The organism is Thermostichus sp. MS-CIW-40 (assembly GCF_054058315.1).
The window spans coordinates 1-21,926 of sequence record NZ_JBSSAC010000045.1; the positions used below are offsets into that span (position 1 = coordinate 1).

Annotated in this window: 18 protein-coding genes, 1 tRNA gene and 1 pseudogene; 5 read left to right on the forward strand and 15 right to left on the reverse strand. The window is 56.4% G+C overall.

Features of this window, described 5'->3' with window-relative positions; translation table 11 throughout:
• Nucleotides 1-137: 137 nt before the first annotated feature.
• The 4 genes and pseudogenes from ACVWXF_RS11825 to zds form a co-directional block, all read right to left on the reverse strand.
• Complete coding sequence (locus tag ACVWXF_RS11825) at nt 138-3,167, reverse strand: DUF1156 domain-containing protein (RefSeq protein ID WP_457474484.1); 3,030 nt, start codon at nt 3,165-3,167, stop codon at nt 138-140.
• Nucleotides 3,168-3,869: 702 nt separating this feature from the next.
• On the reverse strand, nt 3,870-7,469 hold the full coding sequence (locus ACVWXF_RS11830; RefSeq protein WP_414328702.1) for a helicase-related protein: 3,600 nt from the start codon (nt 7,467-7,469) through the stop codon (nt 3,870-3,872).
• 212 nt (nt 7,470-7,681) lie between these two features.
• Nucleotides 7,682-7,865: pseudogene (locus ACVWXF_RS11835) on the reverse strand (hypothetical protein); the annotation flags it as partial.
• A gap of 59 nt (nt 7,866-7,924) precedes the next feature.
• Nucleotides 7,925-9,364 carry a 9,9'-di-cis-zeta-carotene desaturase gene (zds, locus tag ACVWXF_RS11840; protein WP_457474485.1) on the reverse strand — a complete coding sequence of 480 codons (1,440 nt, stop codon included), beginning with the start codon at nt 9,362-9,364 and terminating at the stop codon, nt 7,925-7,927.
• 152 nt (nt 9,365-9,516) lie between these two features.
• On the opposite strand from zds, the gene ACVWXF_RS11845 reads away from it, so the two are divergent.
• Nucleotides 9,517-9,588 (forward strand) — tRNA-Gly (locus ACVWXF_RS11845).
• 49 nt (nt 9,589-9,637) lie between these two features.
• Here ACVWXF_RS11845 and ACVWXF_RS11850 read toward each other — a convergent pair.
• The 5 genes from ACVWXF_RS11850 to ACVWXF_RS11870 form a co-directional block, all read right to left on the reverse strand.
• Nucleotides 9,638-10,378, reverse strand: a complete 741-nt coding sequence (locus tag ACVWXF_RS11850) for a M15 family metallopeptidase (RefSeq protein ID WP_457474486.1) — start codon at nt 10,376-10,378, stop codon at nt 9,638-9,640.
• 48 nt (nt 10,379-10,426) lie between these two features.
• The gene (locus ACVWXF_RS11855) at nt 10,427-10,864 is read right to left on the reverse strand and encodes a peroxiredoxin (protein ID WP_011432689.1); all 438 of its coding nucleotides are present in this window, start codon (nt 10,862-10,864) and stop codon (nt 10,427-10,429) included.
• A 70-nt stretch (nt 10,865-10,934) separates the two neighbouring features.
• A complete protein-coding gene (locus tag ACVWXF_RS11860) occupies nt 10,935-11,552 on the reverse strand; it encodes an HD domain-containing protein (RefSeq protein ID WP_011432688.1) in 618 nt (205 codons plus the stop codon).
• A 224-nt stretch (nt 11,553-11,776) separates the two neighbouring features.
• The gene (locus ACVWXF_RS11865; protein ID WP_457474487.1) at nt 11,777-12,913 is read right to left on the reverse strand and encodes an NYN domain-containing protein; all 1,137 of its coding nucleotides are present in this window, start codon (nt 12,911-12,913) and stop codon (nt 11,777-11,779) included.
• Between the two features lie 368 nt (nt 12,914-13,281).
• Nucleotides 13,282-14,394: a dockerin type I domain-containing protein gene (locus ACVWXF_RS11870; RefSeq protein ID WP_414418586.1), complete on the reverse strand. Its 1,113-nt coding sequence runs from the start codon at nt 14,392-14,394 to the stop codon at nt 13,282-13,284.
• Between the two features lie 165 nt (nt 14,395-14,559).
• On the opposite strand from ACVWXF_RS11870, the gene ACVWXF_RS11875 reads away from it, so the two are divergent.
• Nucleotides 14,560-14,922, forward strand: a complete 363-nt coding sequence (locus ACVWXF_RS11875) for a hypothetical protein (RefSeq protein ID WP_457474488.1) — start codon at nt 14,560-14,562, stop codon at nt 14,920-14,922.
• A 24-nt stretch (nt 14,923-14,946) separates the two neighbouring features.
• Nucleotides 14,947-15,183 (forward strand): 50S ribosomal protein L28, encoded by a 237-nt coding sequence (gene rpmB, locus ACVWXF_RS11880; RefSeq protein ID WP_414373986.1) that lies wholly within the window; start codon nt 14,947-14,949, stop codon nt 15,181-15,183.
• 218 nt (nt 15,184-15,401) lie between these two features.
• Here the strand turns inward: rpmB and ACVWXF_RS11885 are convergent, their stop codons facing one another.
• Together ACVWXF_RS11885 and ACVWXF_RS11890 are read right to left on the reverse strand one after the other, a co-directional pair.
• On the reverse strand, nt 15,402-16,595 hold the full coding sequence (locus ACVWXF_RS11885; RefSeq protein WP_457474489.1) for an RNA-guided endonuclease InsQ/TnpB family protein: 1,194 nt from the start codon (nt 16,593-16,595) through the stop codon (nt 15,402-15,404).
• Complete coding sequence (locus tag ACVWXF_RS11890) at nt 16,592-16,816, reverse strand: hypothetical protein (RefSeq protein ID WP_457474490.1); 225 nt, start codon at nt 16,814-16,816, stop codon at nt 16,592-16,594. The genes ACVWXF_RS11885 and ACVWXF_RS11890 overlap by 4 nt, the downstream gene beginning before the upstream one ends.
• Nucleotides 16,817-17,070: 254 nt before the next feature.
• On the opposite strand from ACVWXF_RS11890, the gene gshB reads away from it, so the two are divergent.
• The gene (gene gshB, locus ACVWXF_RS11895; RefSeq protein WP_457474491.1) at nt 17,071-18,018 is read left to right on the forward strand and encodes a glutathione synthase; all 948 of its coding nucleotides are present in this window, start codon (nt 17,071-17,073) and stop codon (nt 18,016-18,018) included.
• A gap of 398 nt (nt 18,019-18,416) precedes the next feature.
• Here the strand turns inward: gshB and ACVWXF_RS11900 are convergent, their stop codons facing one another.
• The 3 genes from ACVWXF_RS11900 to ACVWXF_RS11910 form a co-directional block, all read right to left on the reverse strand.
• Nucleotides 18,417-19,037 (reverse strand): biotin transporter BioY, encoded by a 621-nt coding sequence (locus ACVWXF_RS11900; RefSeq protein ID WP_414355882.1) that lies wholly within the window; start codon nt 19,035-19,037, stop codon nt 18,417-18,419.
• A gap of 464 nt (nt 19,038-19,501) precedes the next feature.
• Nucleotides 19,502-19,984, reverse strand: coding sequence for an ABA4-like family protein (locus tag ACVWXF_RS11905; protein WP_011432680.1), 483 nt, complete (start codon nt 19,982-19,984; stop codon nt 19,502-19,504).
• Nucleotides 19,985-20,122: 138 nt separating this feature from the next.
• Nucleotides 20,123-20,569 carry a hypothetical protein gene (locus ACVWXF_RS11910; protein ID WP_457474492.1) on the reverse strand — a complete coding sequence of 149 codons (447 nt, stop codon included), beginning with the start codon at nt 20,567-20,569 and terminating at the stop codon, nt 20,123-20,125.
• Between the two features lie 148 nt (nt 20,570-20,717).
• On the opposite strand from ACVWXF_RS11910, the gene ACVWXF_RS11915 reads away from it, so the two are divergent.
• On the forward strand, nt 20,718-20,981 hold the full coding sequence (locus ACVWXF_RS11915) for a sulfiredoxin (RefSeq protein WP_011432677.1): 264 nt from the start codon (nt 20,718-20,720) through the stop codon (nt 20,979-20,981).
• Here the strand turns inward: ACVWXF_RS11915 and ACVWXF_RS11920 are convergent.
• Nucleotides 20,967-21,656 carry a response regulator transcription factor gene (locus tag ACVWXF_RS11920; protein WP_414389514.1) on the reverse strand — a complete coding sequence of 230 codons (690 nt, stop codon included), beginning with the start codon at nt 21,654-21,656 and terminating at the stop codon, nt 20,967-20,969. The two genes, ACVWXF_RS11915 and ACVWXF_RS11920, sit on opposite strands and share 15 nt — an antisense overlap.
• Between the last annotated feature and the right edge of the window lie 270 nt (nt 21,657-21,926).

The following is a 21,926-nucleotide window of genomic DNA, read 5'->3' on the forward strand; positions in this document are numbered from 1 at the left end:
GTCAGGACTTGGCTCATAAGTTCATTGTACTTCATCAAAGCGCATTCCTTCCGGCAGTGACCCTACGGGTACAGTGCGGGGCTCCTGCGATTTCTGGCTGAGGTCTTTTATGCTTTGCTTCCCCCAGAGGTAGGGGGCTAAAGCAAGCTGGGCTGGAAAGGATCATGCTGCTTTTTCTTTATTTCGGATGCTAGCCGGTTAATTTCCGGCCAGGCAATGACGAGAGTGTTATAGGCTAGGGCTTCTTGAGTCCAGCCTTTCTTTTCGCAGAGGGTATAGAGCCGATAGGCCAGATCGCGGGCAACCGCACCTCTATCTCCCAAGACAGCCAGGAGAGCGGCGGCTTCCATTTCTCCTTTCCGATCGAGGGTGTGGATGAGGGTCTGGGTGATGAGCCAGGCGGAGGAAGCAAGGAGCAAGGAGAGGGAATCTGCTCCCTTTTCTTTTCTCTGGGCTATTTCCTCTCTTCTCAACAACCGCACCTTGCCGGCCTTGGCTTCTAGGATCCCAAGTTCCTCAAGGGACTCAATGCTGACGTTTCTGGCCTTGCTGAGGACTTCTGCTTCCCCGTAGGGGCCTGGCTCAAATTGATATTGGGCAAACCAAGTGGTGGCCCAGCGGCTGCCCTCATCCAATTCCCCTTCCTGTTCGCTGAGATATTCATCTAGGTACTGGTTGATCAGCTGCAGGGCAGTGCGGACGGTCAGGGGCGAGCCATCGCTTTCCAAAACTGCAGCGTAGCGGGAATAGATGGCCATGCCGGGGCCGATGCTGGCTTGGGCCAAGTCCACAGGAGCAATGCTGCCCTGCTGCAGAAGTTTAAGCGCCTTGGGCAGCTCGCGCTTCAGCTCGGCAAGGAATTGGCGACGGGTAGCCTTGGGCGCATCGGCAGGACGAGGACGGCAGACTAGAACGATGGAGGAAGCGAGGGCGTTAGTGTCAGATGCAATCATGCGGTTAGCGAGTTCGGTTCGCAGAGGCCAAGTGCCGTCAATGGTGAACCCAGCCCTGATCAAGCCTTCGAGCATGGTTTCCCAACCCGTAGAGACTCGGCCACTCATGCGCTCTGGGCTCTCACCCCTGGCTCCCCTACCAGTACGGGAGAGGGGGATAGGCTTGTCCGTGTCATCATCCTCTTCATCTTCCCCTTGTCCTTGGGGAGAGGTGTCTTCTTCCGTTTGCTTAAAGGCGTAGTAAACCGTGAGCGGGTAATCGGCATGAGAAATGCCGCGAATTCGGTTAAAAGCCTTACTTAATCCTGCCTCGAAGAACTCTTTAGCCTTTTGCTTGTCTCCACTAAAACGGTAGGGAGTAGCTACCAACTCTTGATCCTTGGGAGCCAAAAGAGTGCTAAAAAGATCGGGGTATACAGAGTTGAGACAACGGCGCAGCCAAACATAGAAGAAGTCTGATAAATCGGCATAGCTAATGTTGTCATAGTAGGGAGGATCAGTGGAGATAATTTTGGGGATGGTGTCCTGAAGGTGAGGGACTGTTGTGTCGTGTTGGGTGACTTGAGCATTCATGAAGTTAGAGGATTTTTCCACTACTTTCCAAACCCAATCTACACAAGCTATCCAATTTCCAGTTGATTCACTGAAGGGGCAGCATTCTGCATAGTCCCAAACCATTGGAATAGCTTGTCTTCCAAATGTATTCCGAACTTTTGCATATCCAACATCCCAGCTACAAATTGCTGAGCATCTATCTGCTAATCGATCGACAGCAAACGCCAAATAAACGCTAATCGCCTCTCCATAGGCTCTAGCTCCTGTTCCACCCTCAGCCAAGGGCACATCGTCATTGGGGAGTCCGGCGGCAGTCGCGTCAGCGGTGCGTACCACCTTGGCATCGGCAATGGCTTTTTCCCGTGCTTCCGCCACCAAGTCGCTGAAAGTGGTGAGGGCCACCAGTTGCCGAGGTGTGAAGAGGTCGGCAAAAGTATTCATTCCGTATAACGGAACACTAACTCGGCATTTACCTTGTAATTCTCCCAATGGCTTCCAAGTAGGTTGTGCTGATTCAGCAATTTCAACGTGTTCTTGTTGAGGTGATAGATACACCCTGCCATTTTGTCCCTCCGCCACAATGGCCATCATCTGGGATCCCATGCGTCCGGCCTGACCCTCTTTGCGGATGTACTCCAGTGGCACAGGTGTTCCGCAGGCAATGCAGCGTGCTCCTTTGCGGCCTACGGTTCCCTCCGGCGCTTTGCCCTTACCTGACCTGACCACAAACCGGATCGAGGGAGCAGAAGCGTTCTCTCCCCCATTCACCACCACTGGCTCTACCCAAGCCTCTTTCCCCTTCTTCGTCGAAAGCTGAAACGATCGCACCAAGGGCATCTGACAGCGGCAGGCTGGATTTGGACAGGTCACCGTCCGCGCCCACAACCAGGCAATCACCGTCAACTCCTCTGTGCCTAAGGGGTTTGAACAGGGAGGATAGAGATGTCCAATGCGCTCAAAGGCTTGTTTCCGCATCCAAGCCCCGTAATACCGGACATCTGCTGCCAATCCTTGGGCACCCCGCCAGGCTGAGATATGCTTCTTAGCCCGATCTTCAGGGTTGATGGGGGCTTTGTCCTTAAACTTCGGTGGAATCTCAATCAATGCTTTGTTGATCAGCACCGCCACCGGGTTGAGATCGCTGGCATGGGCCTCTAACCCCAAGCGCTGCGCTTCCAACGGGATGGATCCGCCACCGGCAAAGGGATCGTAAACGGGCGGCGCGTACTTGGCGATGTATGCTCTAACGGCTGCCGGATCCGTAGGTGGCTCTTCTCCTCGATCCCAGGCTAGACATCGGGCAATCTCTCGCTGCGCTGCCTCCAGCACGCCGGAGTTGGGATTGTTCACGTCATCCCAGGACACCAGACCCCGCACGACCCGCTTCCCCTGTTCGATCTCTATGCGGCCTAGGATGTTGAACAGCCGCTGCCGCTCTCGCTCTTGGTCGGCCTCGGTGGGGAACTTGTCCGGCCAACTGGAAGGGTCATCGACCAGGGAAGCCCAGAGCACTGCCCGACAGGCTGCTAGGGGTCGCCGCGCCCACCAGAGATGTAGGGTGCTGGGGTGACCATGGCGGATGGATTTCTCGCGAGCCGATTCCAGATTGATGGCTTCGAGGGGTAGGGCAACTTCAATCAGCTTCTTGCGGCGGCTCATTAGACAAAGGTCAGCTAGAAATTGCAGGAGCCCCGCACTGTACCCGTAGGGTCGGTGTCGGGAGGAATGCTATAATAAATAATACTGCGGACACCAAAAACGGTTGTTTAAGGCACTGGTAACGGTCGATTGGGGGTGCTGTAAACCACCCCAGAGGTCAAGCCTACGGCTCGCTTCGCGAACGTGGTTGGCTTGCTAACTGCAGGGCTACTAAAAGCCCGCTTCGTACCGCCTAGCGGTTGGTGTCGGGTAGTTTACTCGGGTTAAACAGGCTGCAGTTTAGAGTTTAGTCTGAGGGGAAGGCGGGCTCAACGAAAAGATGGCTCCAGCCTGTTCAAGAACAAGTGACATACTCCCATCACTGACCCTACAGGTACAGCGTGGGCTTCGCGCTTCATCGGGGAGCCTTCGCAAGAACCCTCCACGCGCAGACACGGAATGCCCTACCGCGTAGTTGTACCAGATTCCGGCAACGCCGTTTTATACAACTACTCCCATCATACATCATGTGGGGGTATCTGTATCCCGACACTGACACTACGGGTACAGTGCGGGGCTTAGCTACCCCACGCCCCCACAAGCTAAGGCATCTTGATTTTGGACAAGCCATGTTGGGCTGCAAGACAACTCGCTGACCTGCTGGAACATGGATTTGCCGCAATTCCAGTAGCATGAATTCATCCTACCAATGAAAGTTAGTATCTATTTGGGATCCCTTCCTCGATTCCACAATTCTTTCCAATCATAGTTGACGCTACTGGCCCCAAAATCCGGCTCCCGTTGAAAAGGCCGCCGCACATACCGCACCTGGCAGCCTTCGCCCGGCACGGTGTAGGTGCCTGCAGGGGTCTTTACCCTGAAGGCATCCCCTTCTGGAAAGGCGGGATCGGCTGGCACTTCTACCAAAGCCAGGATGAAATGGTCGGGTTTGTTGAGAGCTGTCAAGATTTCATTTTTGGTAACGGTTACCGTCTTTGCTCCCTCAACTCTGCCTTTGACTTCAATGAAGCGAAGGCCTTCCCTTCCAGCGGATTCGATATCATAGCCCAGGTTTTCAGCGCTGACATCACGAGGTTCGTAGCCCAACGCCCGCTCTATGGCCATAACGGCAGCCATTGCTGCTTGTTCTACTCGCCGGGTTTCGCGGGCAAAGGTGGTAGGGGTTGACCCTCGCTTGCCCTGTAGCCGCTGCAGCAGTCCGATGGGGATCACCAAGGCTTTCCCGGTTACCACCGGCGGCAAGGAGGATAGCTGACGCTCCTGCTCCAACTCCGATAGGCGCTTCTGAAGGCGATCCGCCAACTCATCCGCCCGCTGCTGAGCCTTGGCAGAGTTGAGCTTGGCGTTGGGCCTGCCGGCTTGCTCTTGCAGCCGCAACTGTGCAGCTTGATGATCCCAGTAGTTAATTTCTCGGGTGAGGCGATCTTTAACAGCCAGCTCCGTCTTGTTGATCAATTCTTCCCGCTGAGCTTTGATTTCCTGGAAATGCTGGGGAACTAAACGCTCAATGGCGTAAGCGATGGCTTGGCTTTCTACCTCTGAAGCCGAGAGCTGGGGGATGTGGGATCCAGCTTTCGCTTTCACAAGGTCGCGCTCTGCGGGAGTTAGGGGCCGGTAGTCCAAGTAGGGAGCATAGCCGGCGCTTCTTACCCTGACGCTCTCTCCTCCTCCTAGCCCTTGGGGAGCGGGGAGAAAGATCTCCACATATTGCATCCGTCGGGAGATAACCCGTCGCTGGCCATTTCGGTCTAGGCGCCCATCCTGAAGGGCATGCTCTAGGTACACCAGTATCCGTGGTGTTTCGCCGGGATCGTTTTCATCGACGAGGATGGATCCCTGTCTGAGCAAATCTCGGTGTTGCTCCAAAACCAAGTCCAGAGTGGCATCCAGCAGGGGATGGCCTGGGCAGATGAACTCTGCCGGGGGCTTGTTGGGGACGCTGATGAGGTTTTTGTTAAAGGTAATCCGCTCGTATTTTTTTAAGATGGGTGCGCCCAACCCAATCTGGCGGTCGCGATTGCGAATTGCTGCCGGCACATGGGTAATTTCATAGCGTTTGGGTTCCCGCTCTCGAATGGTGCCACCCAAGCGTTGAAAAGCTTCTAGGAAGAAGGAGGCAATGAAATGAGGCTGGAGCTTGCGGGCCTCGGCTCGCTCCATTTCCGCCCGGATTTGCTGCACTTTGGTCGTATCCATCGAGTCGTGGGCCAGGGCGCGTTCTGCCAGGAGTTCCCTGAGCCGCTCGTGGTCTAGGCGATCTGCAATCACTTGATTGAGTCGGGCCTTGACCTCTGGACGATCCCCGTAGCGAATGGCCTCGATCAGCAGCTCTCGCAGTTCTTGACCGGCAATCGCTTTGCCCAGGACATCGAAGACCTTGCCCCCCAAGGCCCTTTGCTCGATTTCTATTTTTTTCAGCAAAGCCAAGTAGACATCTCCTTCCCGCGTTTCCTCGGCCACTAGGTTCCACAGGTGGCAGACCTCGGTTTGACCAATGCGGTGAATTCTCCCAAAGCGCTGCTCCAGGCGGTTGGGGTTCCAAGGCAGGTCGTAGTTCACCATCAGGTGGGCCCGTTGAAGGTTGATCCCTTCTCCCGCAGCATCGGTAGCAATGAGTACTTGAACGGCGGGATCCTGTTTAAAGGCTTCCTCGGCTTTTTTGCGCTCTTCTCGACCCATGCTGCCGTGAATGGTGATCACCGCTTCCGGTTGGCCCAGCAAGTTCCCCACTCGGTCAGCCAGATAGTTGAGGGTATCTCGATGTTCGGTGAAGATAACCAACTTGCGCCGATGTCCGCCGGCATCAAACATCTCCCCCTGATTTTGCAAGAGTTTCGATAGCTCCTCCCACTTGCGGTCTTTGCCGCTACGTCTCACTTGCAAGGCTAATTTTTCCAGCTCCTGCAGCCGCTGAATTTCTGCCTGCAGCTCGACAATTGTGCGGGCGGCAGTTGCCTGATCTACCAGCTCTTCTTCTCGCGGTTCCCGCTCTTCAGCAGGGCAGTCTTCAAAATCCTCATCCCAGCCTTCTTCGTCTAGCAGGGAAGTGGTAAAAGCAAGGTTGTCTCCCCGGCTGCGCAATTGTTCTTCCTTTAGCTTCCGCTGCAGTCTCTCTCGTCTTCGCAGCAAGGATTGGTAGATCGCTTCTGGAGAAGAGGCTAGCCGACGTTGCAGGATGGTTAAAGCAAAACCGACCGTCCTTTTGCGGCTACCTTGCTCTAAAGCTTCCGCGCGGTTAAACTCTTCGCGCACGTAATCGGTCACTTCCTTATAGAGCCTGGCTTCCAGGTCAGACAAGACGTACTGGACGGTGTAAGCTCGCCGTTCGGGAAAGAGAGGCTTGCCATCGAACTTGAGCAGGTCTTCTTTCACCAGCCGCCGCATCAAATCCGAGGCATCACAGGTATGAACTCCATCTCGGAATCTCCCCTCAAAGCGATCCCCATCCAGCAAAGCCAAAAAAAGCTGAAAGTCTTCTTCTCTACCGTTGTGGGGAGTGGCTGTCATCAGTAAAAAGTGGCGTGTTAGCTGCGAGAGCAACTTGCCCAGCTTGTAACGCTTGGTTTCTTTGATTTCTCCCCCAAAGAAGGATGCGGAGAGTTTGTGGGCCTCATCAACAATAACCAGATCCCAATCAGTTTGCCTCAGTTTCTCCTGCAGGGCCTCATCTCGGCTGAGCTTATCGAGGCGGGCAATGAGAAGAGGTATCTCCAGGAAAGGGTTGCCAGTTCGGGCGGCTTGAATGCGATCGTTGGTCAAGATCTCAAAGGGCAAATGAAACTTTTGCACCATCTCATCTTGCCACTGCAGCGTTAGACTCCCCGGGCAAACGATGAGACAGCGGTGCAAGTCACCTCGAATCAATAGCTCTCTAACCAAAAGCCCTGCCATGATGGTTTTGCCGGCACCTGGGTCATCGGCCAGCAAAAACCGCAGCGGCTGCCGCGTGAGCATTTCCCCATAGACGGCGCTGATCTGGTGGGGCAGGGGTTCTACCAGAGAGGTGTGAACGGCCAGCAAGGGATCAAACAGGTGCGCCAGCCGAATCCGATAGGCCTCTGAAGCTAGGCGAAATAAGGCGCCGTCTCCCTCGAAGTTGCCAAGGGATCCCTCGGCTACCACCTCTAGGGTTGGCTCTTTATCCCGAAACAGAAGCTCTGAATGGAGACGCCCCTGAGTGTCTTTGTAGATGGCCTCGATGGTGCTGCTGCCGTACCACCTCACACTCACGATGGCAACGGTTTGATTGGGCAGGATCCCTTTGACCTTGGCGCCAGGGGTGAGATCTTCCAGTCGAGCCATAAACTGCGGGTTTCCAGAGCTGCGAGCGGAGCCTGTTCCAGCTCCCCATTGCTATGTTGCGCTCACTTCCAGCTCTTTTCCCACAGCAAAAGTCCCCTTCTTCCATAAAAGGAGACAGCAGTTTGGAGTTGGCAAGCGGCTTCACGACGGTTTTAAGCCGGTTTTAAGTCCTGATACATTTACGCTGAACACTGCTGAACATCACTGTTCAACTATGCAGCGATAGCATTCTGTTTGTTTCCAACCAGAATGGCGGTATCCCGCAAAGCTTTGAGTAGAATACCCAAAGCGCAGTTTCCGTGTCGTCTTACTACCAATTTTCTGCTTTGCTTTGGCTACCATGTTGGCAGACTCGAAAGTAAACAGAAAGATCAACTGGTAGTAATCCGTACTGAACATATTATACATTATTTTCAGTATAGTTGAGCTTATTATTGACTAGAGTCATGCTCCTATCAGGGATCCCTGTGGGCAGCCAGAATGGCCTGAGCAGCCAGGTGGCCGGAGAGGGTGGCCCCTTCCATGCTGTCGATGTAGTCTTGGGCGGTGTAGCTGCCGGCAAAAAAGAAGTTGGGTACTGGGGTCTTTTGCTGTGGGCGATAGGGATCCATGCCCGGTGCTTCTCGATAGAGGGAGTGGGCCAGTTTCACCACGCTGTACCAGGTCATGTTCAGTTGCCGGGATGAAGGAAACAGCTCGTGGACTTGGTGCAGCACGTGCTGGGCAATTTGCTCGTTGGGCATGGCTATGAAGGGATCCCCCGGCGTGAGCACACATTGTAGCAGGGATCCCTGGCCGGGTTTGTAGTAGTCGGCGGGGCTGGTGAGGGCCAGATCGGCAAAACAGGAAAAATCGGCATCGGCGGTGTAGAGGAGATTGTCGATACCCAGAGCCTCTGGGTGTTGGCTGGCTCGTTTGGCCTGGCCTTGGGGGTTCAGCTCCGTCACCCAGCCATCGAAGCGCAACTGCACCGTGGCCACCGGTACGGATTCCAGCTTGTAGAGGTTGTCGAACTGAGGCCACTGCCGCCACACTTCCGGGATCAGCCGTTTGGCCCCTTCCACTGCCGTTGCACACACATACACATCTGCCTCCACCCGCTCTCCATTGGCCAAGAGCAAGCCGGTCACGGGGTAGGGAGAGGAGTCGCTCACTTCAATGCGGCTGACCCCTCTGCGGGTGTGGATCTGGCCCCCACGGGCTTGGATGTAGCGGACGATAGGCTGAGTGAGATAGGTGTCCGGGGATCCCTTGAGGAAATTGAGCTTGGAGGCCTCTGTTTTGCTGGCAAACATCTGAAAGATCGTCAGCATGCAGCGGGCAGAAATATGCTCTGTATCGATAAAGCCCAAGGCATAGGCAATCGGGTTCCACATCCGCTTCAGGCTACCCTCGGATCCCCCATGCCGACGAAACCAATCGGCAAAGCTCATCCGATCCAAGGCGCGAATTTGCCGCATTGCCCCTTCATAGTCCAGCAAGCCGCGAATCAAAGGGCTGGTGCCCAGCGCCAAGGCGTTGCGCAGCTTGTCCGCCCAAGAGAGCTGCTCGGTGGTGAAAAAAGCTTTGAGGCCGTTGAAAGGCGCCCCCAGGGGAAAGCGAAAATCCAGACTGGCCGTTTGCCCACCTCGGTTGACAAAGGTGTGGGTGTGTTGCTTGGGCAGCAGGTTCTCGTAGGCCCCCACCTTTTTCATCAGGGCAAACAAATTGCTGTAGTTGCAGAAAAAAACGTGCAGCCCCATCTCGATGTGGTTGCCATCGGCATCCTGCCAGGATCCCACCTTGCCGCCGACAAAAGGCCGCGCCTCGTAGAGCTGCACCTCGTGTCCTGCTTCAACCAAATCGACTGCCGTCACCAACCCGGCCAATCCGGCCCCAATAATGGCTACCCGCATAGCAATACCCTCAAACAGGCGCTGCCCGGGATCCCGCCCAGACTTTGCGCAACTGCAAAGAAAGATGAACTTCTCTCATTCTGGAACAAAATGCGCCAGGGATCCCTGACTTGACAAACCACCGCAAAACTTGCCATCATAAATTTCCCGACGCGGATGTAGCTCAGTGGTAGAGCTTCTCGTTGCCAACGAGACGGTCGCGCGTTCGAATCGCGTCATCCGCTCTTTGGGCCCTCACCCCAAGCCCCCCTCCCCTCAGAAGAAGGGAGTTGGCTAGCGCTTGTAAAAGGTCTCTAGGCTATGGCGGTCGCCCACAAAGCGCCAGTGCCAGGGTTCGTAATTCACCCCCTGAGGGTTGTTTCTGGGGAAAGACAGCTCAAAGCCGAAGCGGGCTGCGTTGCTCTGCAGCCACTGGAAGGCAGGAGTGGTCTCAAAGGCTTCTTGGGTATCCCACTGGGGGAACTCGGCATCCCCAATGTCGATGGCGTAGCCGGTGTGGTGCTCGCTGTAGCCAGGGGGAGCGCTGACAGCAGCCCGTTCTTCGGGTCGCAAGGCTCGGGATTGAGCCAATTGAAAAAACAAGAACTCTTGATCGGCAATGGAGCGAAACCCCGAAATGGGGACAAGGCGGATACCGGCAGCTCGAGCTGCTTCGCTCATGCGTAGGTAACTTTCAGCAGCCCCCTGGCGTAGGCGCACCTCGCGACCGCGGTAGTGGCCCACCACCCGCAAGCTATCTGCGGGAGCTTCGGAATAGGCATAGTGCCCCAGCAAGGAAACTCGCCCATTCTGCACAGTTGGCTGCGGCAGAGGGGGCTGAGCGGCTTCTTCCGGAACTTGGGGATCCGCCGCCTGCTGGGATCCCGGTAACTTCTCTATCCCCCAACCCGCCAGGAGCACTAGCCCAACCAGCACCAGGCCCAAGACTAGACGGGACCTCAGGGCAGGCACCGAACTTTGCGCTTTTTTCGCCGGAGTGGACTGGCGACGGGCGACCGGAATGTCGTCGTTCATGCGCAAAGGCCGGGATCTAGCGAGGAGTACTGAAAAGAGGCAGCGTTTCTACAAACCCAAATCCGCCAAAATATCGCGGGCATGGGTTTCGGTATTGATGTTCTGGTAGACCTTGGCAATTTTGCCCTCGCCATCAATGACGTAGGTCACCCGCTTGGCATAGCCGCCCCCATCCACATCGTAGGCGCGGGTAATCACCCCACTGCTATCCACCAGTAGGGGGAAAGGCAAGTTGTACTTTTCGGTGAACTTTTGGTGAGAAGCTTGGTCGTCCATGCTCACCCCCAGCACCACCACGTCCTTGCTTTGGTAGTCGGCGTAGGCGTCGCGGAATCCACAGGCTTCTTTGGTACAGCCGGGGGTGTCGTCTTTGGGGTAAAAATAGAGGACAACGGTTTTGCCGGCAAAATCAGCCAGCGAAACCTGGTTGCCTTGGGTGTCAGTGGTGTTAAACCCAGGAGCAGGGGTGCCAACAGCGAGAACCATAGGTGCGTGACCCAAAAAGTGTGATGAATAGGGCTGCCCTCAGCATTTTCTTCAGCCCTGCTTGTCTCTGTCAAGGCATTACCGCTCCAGCTTGGCATTGCAACTCAGCCACCAGCTCTTGAAGCTCCGCCGATAGATTGCCGGGCAGCCGTCGCCTCAGAATCTCTGCCAACGATCGGTAATACCACAGGGATCCCTCTTTTCCGGCGGAAAACCGCTGCCAGAGTTCATCCCCCAGTTGGCGAAAATCCCGCAAGATGCAGCGGGCGTTGTGCAGCTTGTCAGAGGCGGCCACCAACAAAACCGAGGCATTTGCCGTTTCCAGGTGCTTCAGGTAGGCGGTTTTGCGCTCTTTCCAGTTTTCTTTGGGCTCGCCTCGGGAGCCATCGCTTTCGGTATCCGTACATCCCAGGATGATCTGCAGCACCCGTTCTCCAAAGTGCTCCCGGATCTGTTGCTCGATTTGGGCGCGGGGCTCGCCTGTGTTGTGGGGGCCGTCCTCTAGGCTGTCGTGGAGCAGAGCGGCAATCGCTTCATCTTCATCCGCCCCATGCTCCAGGGCGATGGCTGCTACGGCCAACAGATGGCTGAGGTAAGGGATCCCGGTTCCCTTGCGGGTTTGGGAAGCGTGCCAGCGGTGGGCATAGTGCATTGCCTGCACAAACCGCTGTGTGAGTTGCGTTGACATCTGGACTCTCCAATTGGGGTTAAGTTGACTGCTGGGGCAAGGTTGATCCAAGCGAGTCTCAGGCGTTGAGACTGCAAATCAGAAAATGGTTAGAGAAGATGAGCACTTCTGATCACTTCAAACAAGGTTAAGACGCTGTGCCGCCTACCCTCACCCCCAGCCCCTCTCCCTGCCTTGGGAGAGGGGAGTCAGGGATCGATGTAACTGTGCTGAGATGGCAAGGTTTAGCCGGTGGCCGGAGTCTGTTTTGCAGGCAGCGGCACCAGCGTTCCTGTTCCCTGCCAAGCGCACAAATCCACGAACTGGTCGGCTATCCGAATTAACGCCGGGTTCGTGTTCGGCCTGTAGGCGGCTACCTCCAGCCGGCAGCCTTGGCGGCGGATATGCTTGAGGGCCGGCACAAAATCTCCATCCCCACTCAGCAGCAGCACTGTCTCGTAGTGGGAGTGCATCGCCATCAAGTCCACGATCAGCTCCCCATCCAGATTGGCTTTGCGGCTGCCGTCGGCGTGGATCACCACCGGCTTGGTGACCACCCGATAGCCCTGTTTTCTCAACTCCCGCAGGAAACGACGCTGAGCTAGGTTGTGGCGATCTACCCCGCTGTAGACATGCACTTCCATCTCGGATCTGCCCTGGGCCAGCCAGCTGAGCAGACTGGGATAGTCGAGATGGGATCCCCACTGCTGGGCGCTGGCGTGGAGATTGGCCGCGTCGATGAACACCCCCAGGGCTTTGCGGGGAAAAGCAGGGGTCGGCTGGGATGCCACCAGCTGCTGCAGGTGTTGGAGTTGCGCCTGCACCAACTCCAGTTGCTCCAAAGTCACTTGGGGCTGGGATACCGGCAGAGCATTCAACCGCAGCTCCACGGCTTTTAACCGCTGCTGGATTTGCTGGATGGCCTGGGTGATGGGGGCCAGCTGTTGCCGCACGGACAGATGAGACGCAGGCCGAGCTTCGAGGGCGTCGATCCGCCCTTGTAATGTTTCCAGTTGGGCCGCCGTCTGCTGCTGCTGTACCCAGATGGGCTCCAAAACCTTTACTTTCTGCTCGAGCTCTTGAATGGCTTCAGCCGGGGAAGCCAAGGTCTGCTGCAGAAGGGACGGTTCAGCAGTGAGCCGAGCGTCCAGCACCTCGAAACGCGCTTGCAGGGTCTCCAGTTGGGTTGCTGTCTGTTGCTGCTGTGTCCAGGTCTGTTCCAGAACTTGGCCAAGCTGTTCTTCGCGGCGGCGGATGGCAGGGTAGGCTGCTGCCAAAGGTAAGAGCCCCCAGATCACTTGGCGGGTCACCAGGGCCGTCACCCCCAGGGCCAGGGATCCCGTCCACAGCCAGGTTAAGGGGAAGGCAGAAGCCCTATTCATACTCATACTCATAGTCAGCTCTCCTCAGTTTGGGTTATCGATCTGCTCGGTTGCCAGGATTTCACCTCACTCACATGGGCCACCTCAGGGATCCCTCTCGAAGATCGAGATGCCCAGAACTCCCAGAGGCATCGAAGAGGAGCAATTCAGCAACTGCAGTATGCCTGCTATTGGAAGGGGAATCTTCCAATCGTTGGACAAACGTATTTCCCTTGTTGAGCAAACGGATCAGATATCGAGTCAGTTATCGAAAGCAGGCTCAAGCTTGTTCCTCTTGACCGACAGGCCCCGTGGCCCGCTCAACCTGGATTCAACGTCCAAGCTATTGGCTGACGGTATGGGCCGTAAAACCATTGAACGGAGCAGGGTCAGTTGGGGATCTCGATGGTTACGTTAGCCAACTGCACATCGTCATGATCCACCCAGGCTCCACCGTGCCGGATGACTGTATCACCTCCTAGCGGCACCGAGATGTGCAGGGATCCCCCGAAAAGGGGAATGCTGATCGGCACTTGGGGACCACGGGTGACCATGGGGGGCTGAATCAGGGTTTTGCCAGTGCGCAGGGTAACAGTGTTCAGGCCCAGGCGCAGAGGTTGCAGCGGCAGGGGAATCTGTAGGTTATCTCCCCCCAGGTGAATCTGTTCGACTTCCACTCCGTTCAGGATGACCTGCATGGGAGACATGTTGGCACTGGGGATCCGGGATTGACCGGCCCGATAGGCGGCGGCAGTATCCAACCCAATCAGGGATCCAATCCGCAAAACCGGTGGGCGCGAAGGCAGGCGTTGCAAAGTGAAAGAGCGGGTCATCTCCACCCCTTGGGCAGGGCCCAAAAATTGCCCGGCGGCAGCCGATTCCGGTGAGTACTGGTTATCCCCCAGGCGGATGACATTCGCCTCCAGTACCAAAGTCGTATTAGGATCCCAGCGCTCCAACTGCAGTTGCCAAGGCCGATCCCCGCCGGCTTGACCGTTGCCTGTACTTTGGGAATAGGGCAAGTAATTTTCCAGCCGCGCCACCAAAATTTCTTCTGCCGGCAGCGGCCCTGGCAGGCGAAACCGACCCTGGGCATCGGTGCGCACCGAAATACCCGCCCCCGGAATGGCCACCTCCGCCCCGGCCAAGGGCTGCCCCGTCAGCCGATCCACCACCTGTCCCGAATAGGCGGAATCCAACTGCACCTGTCCTGTGGGCACATCCGTTGCTGCCTGAATGCGCTGCTGCAACACTTGCCAGTCGGCTTCTGTGATCCGTCCATCCTGATCGACATCGGCAGCTCGGATCTGGTCGTCGGTCAATCCCCGTTCTCCCCGCAAGTAGGCCCCCAACAGGTTGAGATCCTGCACCGTCAAACGGCCATCCCCATCCAGGTCGCCCGCCTGAAAGGGCTGCGCGTGGGCAAAAGACACGCCTATCCAACCCAGGCCCAGGGATCCCAGTAGCAAAAGAGAATGAGCCAAACAGGAGACCCTAAACATGGCAACTCTCCTGGGAGTTGTTCATGTTCTAACGTAATTCACCTCCTCGCAGCAGGGTTGACCGAGCCGGTGTAGAGTACTCTTGAGCGCAATTCTGCCGGTTCGCCTTTGGCTGCAGGAGCCGAAAACTTGATGGTAGGATAACCGTGGTGACTTGCTTGTCCTATGGCTCGATACTCCTGCGTTACCCAGCTTGTGGGCTCAGCCGAGCAGCTAAGCGAGTCGATCCGCGCCGTTTTGGAGCGCTGCCAACTCAATGTCCTCCACAGCAGCCCTGATTACTGGGTGGCCGGTGAGCCTCCCGGAAAAAATCCCTACACCAAACTGGTCACGGTGGAAGTGTTTGTGGATCGCACCCTCCAGGCTGCCGACGGCTCTGTACAGGTAACCTGCATTGCCAAAAACGAAGAGCTGCCCCTAAAAAGCGTTAACCACTGCCAACAAACCTTTGACCGACTGAAGGCAGAGCTAGCCCAGTTGCAAAGTCAACTTCAGCTTGCTGCCCAACAAAAAGATGCCTTACGATAGCTAGGCTGAGTTTGCTTTGATCCCATGGCGCGTCGCTGCCAACTAACCAACAAGAAACGCAACAACGCTTTTGCCATCTCCCACTCCCACCGGCGCACCAAGCGCCTGCAGGAAGTCAATTTGCAGTGGAAGCGCATCTGGTGGGAAGAGGGTAAGCGGTTTGTTCGTCTGCGCCTTTCCACCAAAGCCTTGAAGACCCTCAAGGCCAAGGGTATAGGAGCCATGGCCCGGGAAGCTGGGATCGACCTCAGCCGGTTTTGAGCTTTCTCCTCAGCCCAGTTGTGTCTGACAGCTCCAACCTCACAGCAAGCCAAAAAGCCTACGGGACTTGGGTTGCAATCCCGCCAGCAAGGTGTTGAGGGTATCCCGTTGGGTAAGCTCGTTGGTGCCGCTGGCCCGCTCGATTAAGAGCTTGCGCGTCTCATCGGAGAGCTTGGCATCGGTAAAATCGGCTCCAGTAAACTACCCGGCTCCGACCGCTAAGCGGTACGGAGCGAGCTTTCAGTAGCCCTGAGCCTGCTCTGCTCTACCAGAGAACAAAACAGGCCCGGACCTCTAGGCTGGTTTACGACAGCCCCCAAAAGCGCAATCACATTCGCACCATTCAAATCCGCATCCCCTTCCCATCCACAGTGCCCACACTTGAACGACTTGCCACTGCGGTAGGACTTGCCCTGCTCAGGGTGGATGTGTAAGCACCGGTGACAGGTCTGCGACGTGTAAGCAGGCGGCACAAGAATCAGAGAAACCCCTGCAGCCCTCGCCTTGTATTCCAGAAACTGGCGTAGCTGGTAGAACGCCCAACTGTTGGCCCTGCGTCGCTCGGCTTTGCTGCGCGGCTGTTGATTGACCCTTTCCCGGATCCCTGTCAGGTCTTCCAGAGCAATAGCGCTGTTGGTAGCTTTTGCCCTGGAGACAATAGCTTTGGAGATGCGATGATTGACCCACGCCTGAAAGCGCCTCTCCTTGCCAGACAGCCGTTGCAGCAGTTGACGGCATCTGCGCCGCGAACTGCGGGTGCCCTTACTGGCTTTGCGTTGGAGTACCGCCCTCAGCTTGGAGTAGTGGTCGCGGACTCGGTTCAACTGCTGTCCATTCCAATTGTCCCCCTCTGACGTATGGGCGATATCCGTCCTGCCCAAGTCCACCCCGATCACCCTGTCGGTATCTTGTTGCTTGGGCGGGTTTTTCTCTACGCAAATCTGGATGTAGTAGGAGCCATCCTTCCGCTGGACTAGGGTGGCCGATTTGGGGTTAGAGCCAGCCAGTATTCCCCTCTGGTAGTTACCAATGGCTAGCTCAAAGCGTTCTCTCCCTTCAACCGTGGTCAGCGACACCGTCCAGTCTTTCTCGCGGAATGAAAAGATACGTGCGTCGTAGGTAACGAACCTACGCTTGAACTCTTTAACCGGACGGTTGCGCTGTCTCGCCACTTTGCGAGCGCCTGCCACCCGTCTGCACACCTGTTGAGCCAAGTTACTGGACAAGCCGAACCGAGCTCGAATCTCGTAGTAGCAAAGGGATTGCAGTTTGACCGCGTTGACGATCTTCTCCGGCGTGTTCTGGTTGACCCAGTTCAAGGCTTGGCCAAAAGCCTCCAAAGTCGCGTCCAATTTGGCGGCTTGCGACTGGGCTACCTTGAGCTTGCAGGAGACGGTCAGGACTTGGGTCATGGTTCTATCATAACTTCCGCATTCCTCCCGGCACTGACCCTACGGGTACAGTGCGGGGCTCCTGCGATTTCTAGCTGAATGCGGTCGAACAGGCCCCGCGAGAGGTAGGCATTCTCCAGGTTGGCACCCACCAGGGAGCGCCCCTCACGCAAGGCTTCCAGCAAATCCCGCGTGGTTTCAATGCGAACCGGATTCGAGGGTTGAGAAGGGGGAGCACTCACGGATGGAGCATTCCTCACAGGTTAGGCCAGAAACCCGGTCAACCCAGCCGAGAACTGAGGGCCAACTGGGGATCCCACCTATCAAGCTAACGTTTGCGCCGCCTGCCGAGGTTAAGAGGATGTTAAAAAGACAACCCTGCATCGAGCTTTCCAGAGGGGGCCTTCTCTTGTGGAAACAGCCTACCGGGGGAGAGCCATCGGCTCCGATTTGTTGCATACTCGGGGCAGCCTTTCGTGAGTGAACCACACCTCCCATGCAGGTAGCTTTTATTGTCGATCCATTGCCTCAGTTGCAGGTGGGCCATGACACCAGCATTGCCCTGATGGAAGCTCTGCAGAAACGGGGACACCGCATTTTCTGCCTGGGCCTGGCGGATCTCTACTGGGATCAAGGGGAAACTTGGGGATCCCTTGAGGAAATCCGGTTGGATCTGCAAGCGGATCCCTGGTATGAGGTCAAAGACCAGAAACTGCTGCCCCTGAGCCAAATGCAGGCGGTGTGGATGCGCAAGGATCCGCCGGTGGATACGGCCTATCTCTATGCCACTTACCTTTTGGATCGTCTCTCCCCCAGCCGCACGCTGGTGCTCAATCATCCTGCCGGGATCCGCTCGGCCAACGAAAAGCTCTATGCCCTGCAATTCCAAGAGTGGATCCCGCGCACCCGCGTCAGCAGCAACAAGCGTCTGCTGCGTCAGTTCGTCGAACAGGAAGGACAGGCGGTGCTCAAGCCTTTGGGTGGCAAAGGTGGGGAAGGGATCCTGAGGGTCAATGCCGGGGATCCAAACCTCAACTCGTTGATTGAAATGAGCACCCAATTTGGTCGGCTGCCCGTGATGGTGCAAGAGTATTTGCCACAGGCGGCGGCAGGAGACAAACGCATTTTGCTGCTGGAAGGAGAGCCTTTGGGTGCCGTCAATCGGATCCCTGGAGAGGGCGATTTTCGGGGCAATGTTGCTGCCGGCGGTCGAGTGGAAAAAACCAAGATTACCGAAAAAGAACGGGCTCTCTGCGGGGCTTTGGCACCGGTGCTCAGGCAGGAGAAGCTGTATTTTGTCGGGATTGATGTTATCGGGGAACGACTAACCGAAGTGAACGTGACCAGCCCAACGATGCTGCGAGAACTCTGTCAGTTGGAAGGAGTTGATCTGGCGGATCAAGTGGCTCAGTGGCTGGAAAAGAAGGTGCCCGTCAAGGACTGAATGACTACCCACCGGGATGCTTCTGGGATCCGGCGCGTCTGTTGCCTGACGGGGTTCCCGTCTATTTAGGGAGTCTATAGAGATCAAATTATAGCTTGGAATGACCATAGTAGGTTGAGTTCAACTTTTTCCGGTCGGCAGATAGAAAATAAAAAGCCCCACAAGGGGGCTCTGCCGCGACCAGTCAGCGACTTATAAAACTCTAGAGCAATATAAAGAAAAGCTCCATGAATAGGCCGTATTGAACATCGCATTGAGCACAGTTTTTAGAATCTCAGAAAAAAGGCCAAATCCTCGGAGCTGTTATCTTTTTTTTAGATTTTCCGACCCGAGGCTAATCCTAGGCCCCTTCTGCTTTGCCGGAGCGGTCTTTAGAGTTGCTGCTCTTGCCCAGTGGGCTAGGAGTCTGCCGGTGGCCTTTCCCGACCCACCCAGCGCCAGATGGTGGGCAGCAGCACTGCCGCCAGTCCGCACTTCACCAAGTCTCCTGGGATAAAAGGGAAGACCCCTTTGTTGAGGACGGCCAAGATCGAGGTGGGCTCAACATTCTGGTTCAGCCACACCCCTAGCCAAGTGGCTCCTAGCAAATAAATCAGAGCCGAGCAGGATAACATCGCCAGCGCCATCTTCCAGGGGTTGCGATCCACGCCCCAGCGCTCCACCAACCAACCCATCAGCCCTGCAGCCAGGGGAAAAGCCAACAGGTAGCCCCCCGTCGCCCCGGCCAAGTGGCTAAGCCCGGATCTGCCACCGCTGAAGAAGGGCAATCCCAGGATCCCTTCCAGCAGGTACACCAGCAACGTGAGAAAGCCCAGCCGTGCCCCAAAGCCTGCCCCCACCAGCATTACTCCAAAGGTTTGCCCGGTAATCGGTACCGGCGTGAAGGGCAGAGGGATCCGCACCTGAGCCAAGGCAGCTACGAACAAACTTCCCCCCAGAACCAGCAGGAGATCCCGAGTTCGGGAAGGGCGAGGCAGAACAGTTTGCGCCAAGGGTGTGTGAACAAAGGTAGCAGTCATGAGAGGTTTGCACTCCTGTTTACCCGAAGACTGAGCTTAAGGCCCCGTCCCATCGCTGCGCGGAAGCAAGCCAGTAGGGCGGGGAGTATGTCAGGGTTTCAGAATACAAGAATTCGGTTACCGAAAAACTGGGTTTGAAGCCCCGCCCTTTAAAGCGGCTTTGTGCTACGCTGCCTGCAGTGCCAGGGTAGTCAGCCGCTCTCGCCCACAGCAGCACAGGGCGCATTGTTCGCGTAAACGGGCTGTAGGCCCTAAACCCGACAGCCTGACGGTTGGATCCGACCTCAGTGGGTTTTGTGGTTGTTGTTTACAACGGCACCTAAAGGCACTCGGGAACCACCCTGTGTGCTGGCGAGTACGTAGCGCTGGGGAGCTGCGTGGCAGCAACGTTGAGGTCGAGGATGATCCCACGCTGCTCATTTTGCACCCTGTGCATCGGAAAGAGCCATAAAGCCAAGCAGGGGCTAGATGGATTCTTGCGGCACTTCTGAGCCTTTTTCAGGTTGAGCAACACTGGGCCGGTTCTGGCGAGTTGCTTGTACAATCGCCACCGTAAGCAAATGGGAGAGCAGACCCACAGGCCCAGCAAACAAGCACAAAATCAGGGAATGGGTTGTCCATACTCGCTTATCCCACCCTTCCAAGAAGATCCAGCGGCCCACAAACAAATCCATGACGATGTAGTGGACCCATCCCGTCGCCATAACAGAGGGTTGACTGAATAGGCCAGTTAAGCTGGTCAGAGACAGTTGAGGGTTGGAAAATTCCTTGAGAACATCGGCATTAAACCCGGTGACCAAAAGATACAAATAAACCGCCGCCAAAAGAGCGATGGGCAAAAGCGATTCCATCACTTTGCGGGTTACCTTCCAACCCGGCAGCAGAATCATCAAGGCCCAAAAGGGCAGAGCAAACCAGTTAGCCCCGTTAAAGATCATCTCCAGCATGCTTGGCAGCCCCCAACGCTACCTGTCTATTATCGGCCCAATGCCCCCTGGGGATCCCTGCAGTAGCGGGTGGAAATGGATGGGAGTTATTCCTGACTTGCCCTGAAGTTTTTTCTGAAGCTAAAGGGATCCCGGTCGCTATTCCGGTTGGCGGAGCCTGGCAGTTGCAATGGAGCTGACCGCACGGCCACTGTCGGTGGTGGCGGCAATGCGGGAAATGCGGGATCCGGTGTCGGTCATGGCCCAGAAGCTGCTGATGCTTTTGGCCGTAGAGGTGGGTTGAGCTGGGCCGATGGGGGATTCTACTGCCTGGGAGTCTGGGGATTTCTCCTGAGAAGGGAGCAACACCACAGGTTCCTCACCCCGTTGAGCTACTGCAACTTTTGGGGCGGGATGTTCTGGTGTGGGCTCAGGGGCTTCTTCTTTGCGGGCGGCCTCTGCAGCAGGGACATTCCGGGGAGAGGCCTGCTGAACCGGCCTCTTGCCAAGGGGCGGTCGTGGGGCCTTGCGTGGCGCGGCAGCGGGGGGTGCAGGGGGGACTTGGCCGGCGATCTTTCCCCATAAGGCTTTGAGGAGTTGCCACATGGCTGGGTTAACTTCTGAGCGATAGAGCAGTGAGGAATGGTGTTATCCTGCCATGCTCTGGCCTGAGAATCCATCCCCTCTGCCAGTCTTGATAGAGCAAAGTCATAACGAGTATGATTAAGTAGCTTGCTTAGGGAGAAAGTTCAACATGGCGCAGATTCGCGAGATTCCCCTTGCCCAAATTCGCCGCCCTTTGCCGCGGCAAACGGATCCGGATAAGGTGCAGGCGCTGATGGCTTCCATTGAAGCAGTCGGCCTACAGGAGCCCATTGAGGTTTTGGAAGTGGAAGGGGAGTACTACGGGTTCTCCGGCTGCCATCGCTACGAGGCATTTGTCCGCTTGGGCAAGGAGCGGATCCCCTGCCGGGTGCGAAAAGCGCCACGTGCTGTTTTGAGGCTACACCTGGCCTGAAAGGGATCCCTTCTGGCCCGGCTCCTCTTCGGCGGTGTAGCCCCGTTCGTAGGCAAAACGCACCAGTTGCGAGCGATTTTCCAAAGAAAGCTTGCTGAGAATGTTGGTCAGGTGAGTTTGCACGGTGCGCGGGCTGATGAACAGCTTCTCGCCGATTTGCTTGTTGGTGAAGCCGCGAATGACTTCCCGAAAGACCCGCTCTTCGGCAGGGGTCAGGGGCAATTCGGGTGGAGTGGGGCGGGGGGCCGCTTCCGGTTTTGGCTGGGACTGCTGTTGGATCAGCCGCAGAATTTCCGATTGGGTGCGGCGGGAGCGTTCAATCTGGGCCTCGATTTTGGCCACCAGTTCCAGGGGTTCAAAGGGCTTGATGATGTAGTCATCCGCCCCCCGCTCGTAGCCCTGAACCCGGTCATCGATCTCTCCCCGCGAAGAGAGAAAAATGAAGGGGACGAGCTCGCCGCCGCGCTGTTGGCGCAGCTGTCGGCAAAACTCGAAGCCGTCCATTTCCGGCATCACCACATCTGAAACCACCACATCCGGCTGCTCTTGGGCAAACAGACGCAACCCTTCTACACCCGAAGCGCCTGTACAAACCCGATAGCCATGCTGAGTCAGGTGGCGGCTCAGCACCTTCAGGGAGAGGGGATCGTCATCTACGACCAGTACACGCTTCATGAGGACTCGAGGAGGCTGTTAGGGAAAAGGGTAAAGCGCTATTCACCTGTTATCTGTCGCTATTTTAGGGAGACGGACAGGATTCGTCATTTGGCTGGGGTGCCTTGACCCATAATAGTGGTTTCAAGGGTGGCCTGGTTGAAAGCTGAAGACTACGGTAGCTGTGAAATGAGGGAGTAAACTACCCGGCTCCGACCGCTAAGCGGTACGGAGCGGGCTTTCAGTAGCCCTGAGCCTGTTCTGCTCTACCAGAGAACAAAACAAGCCCGG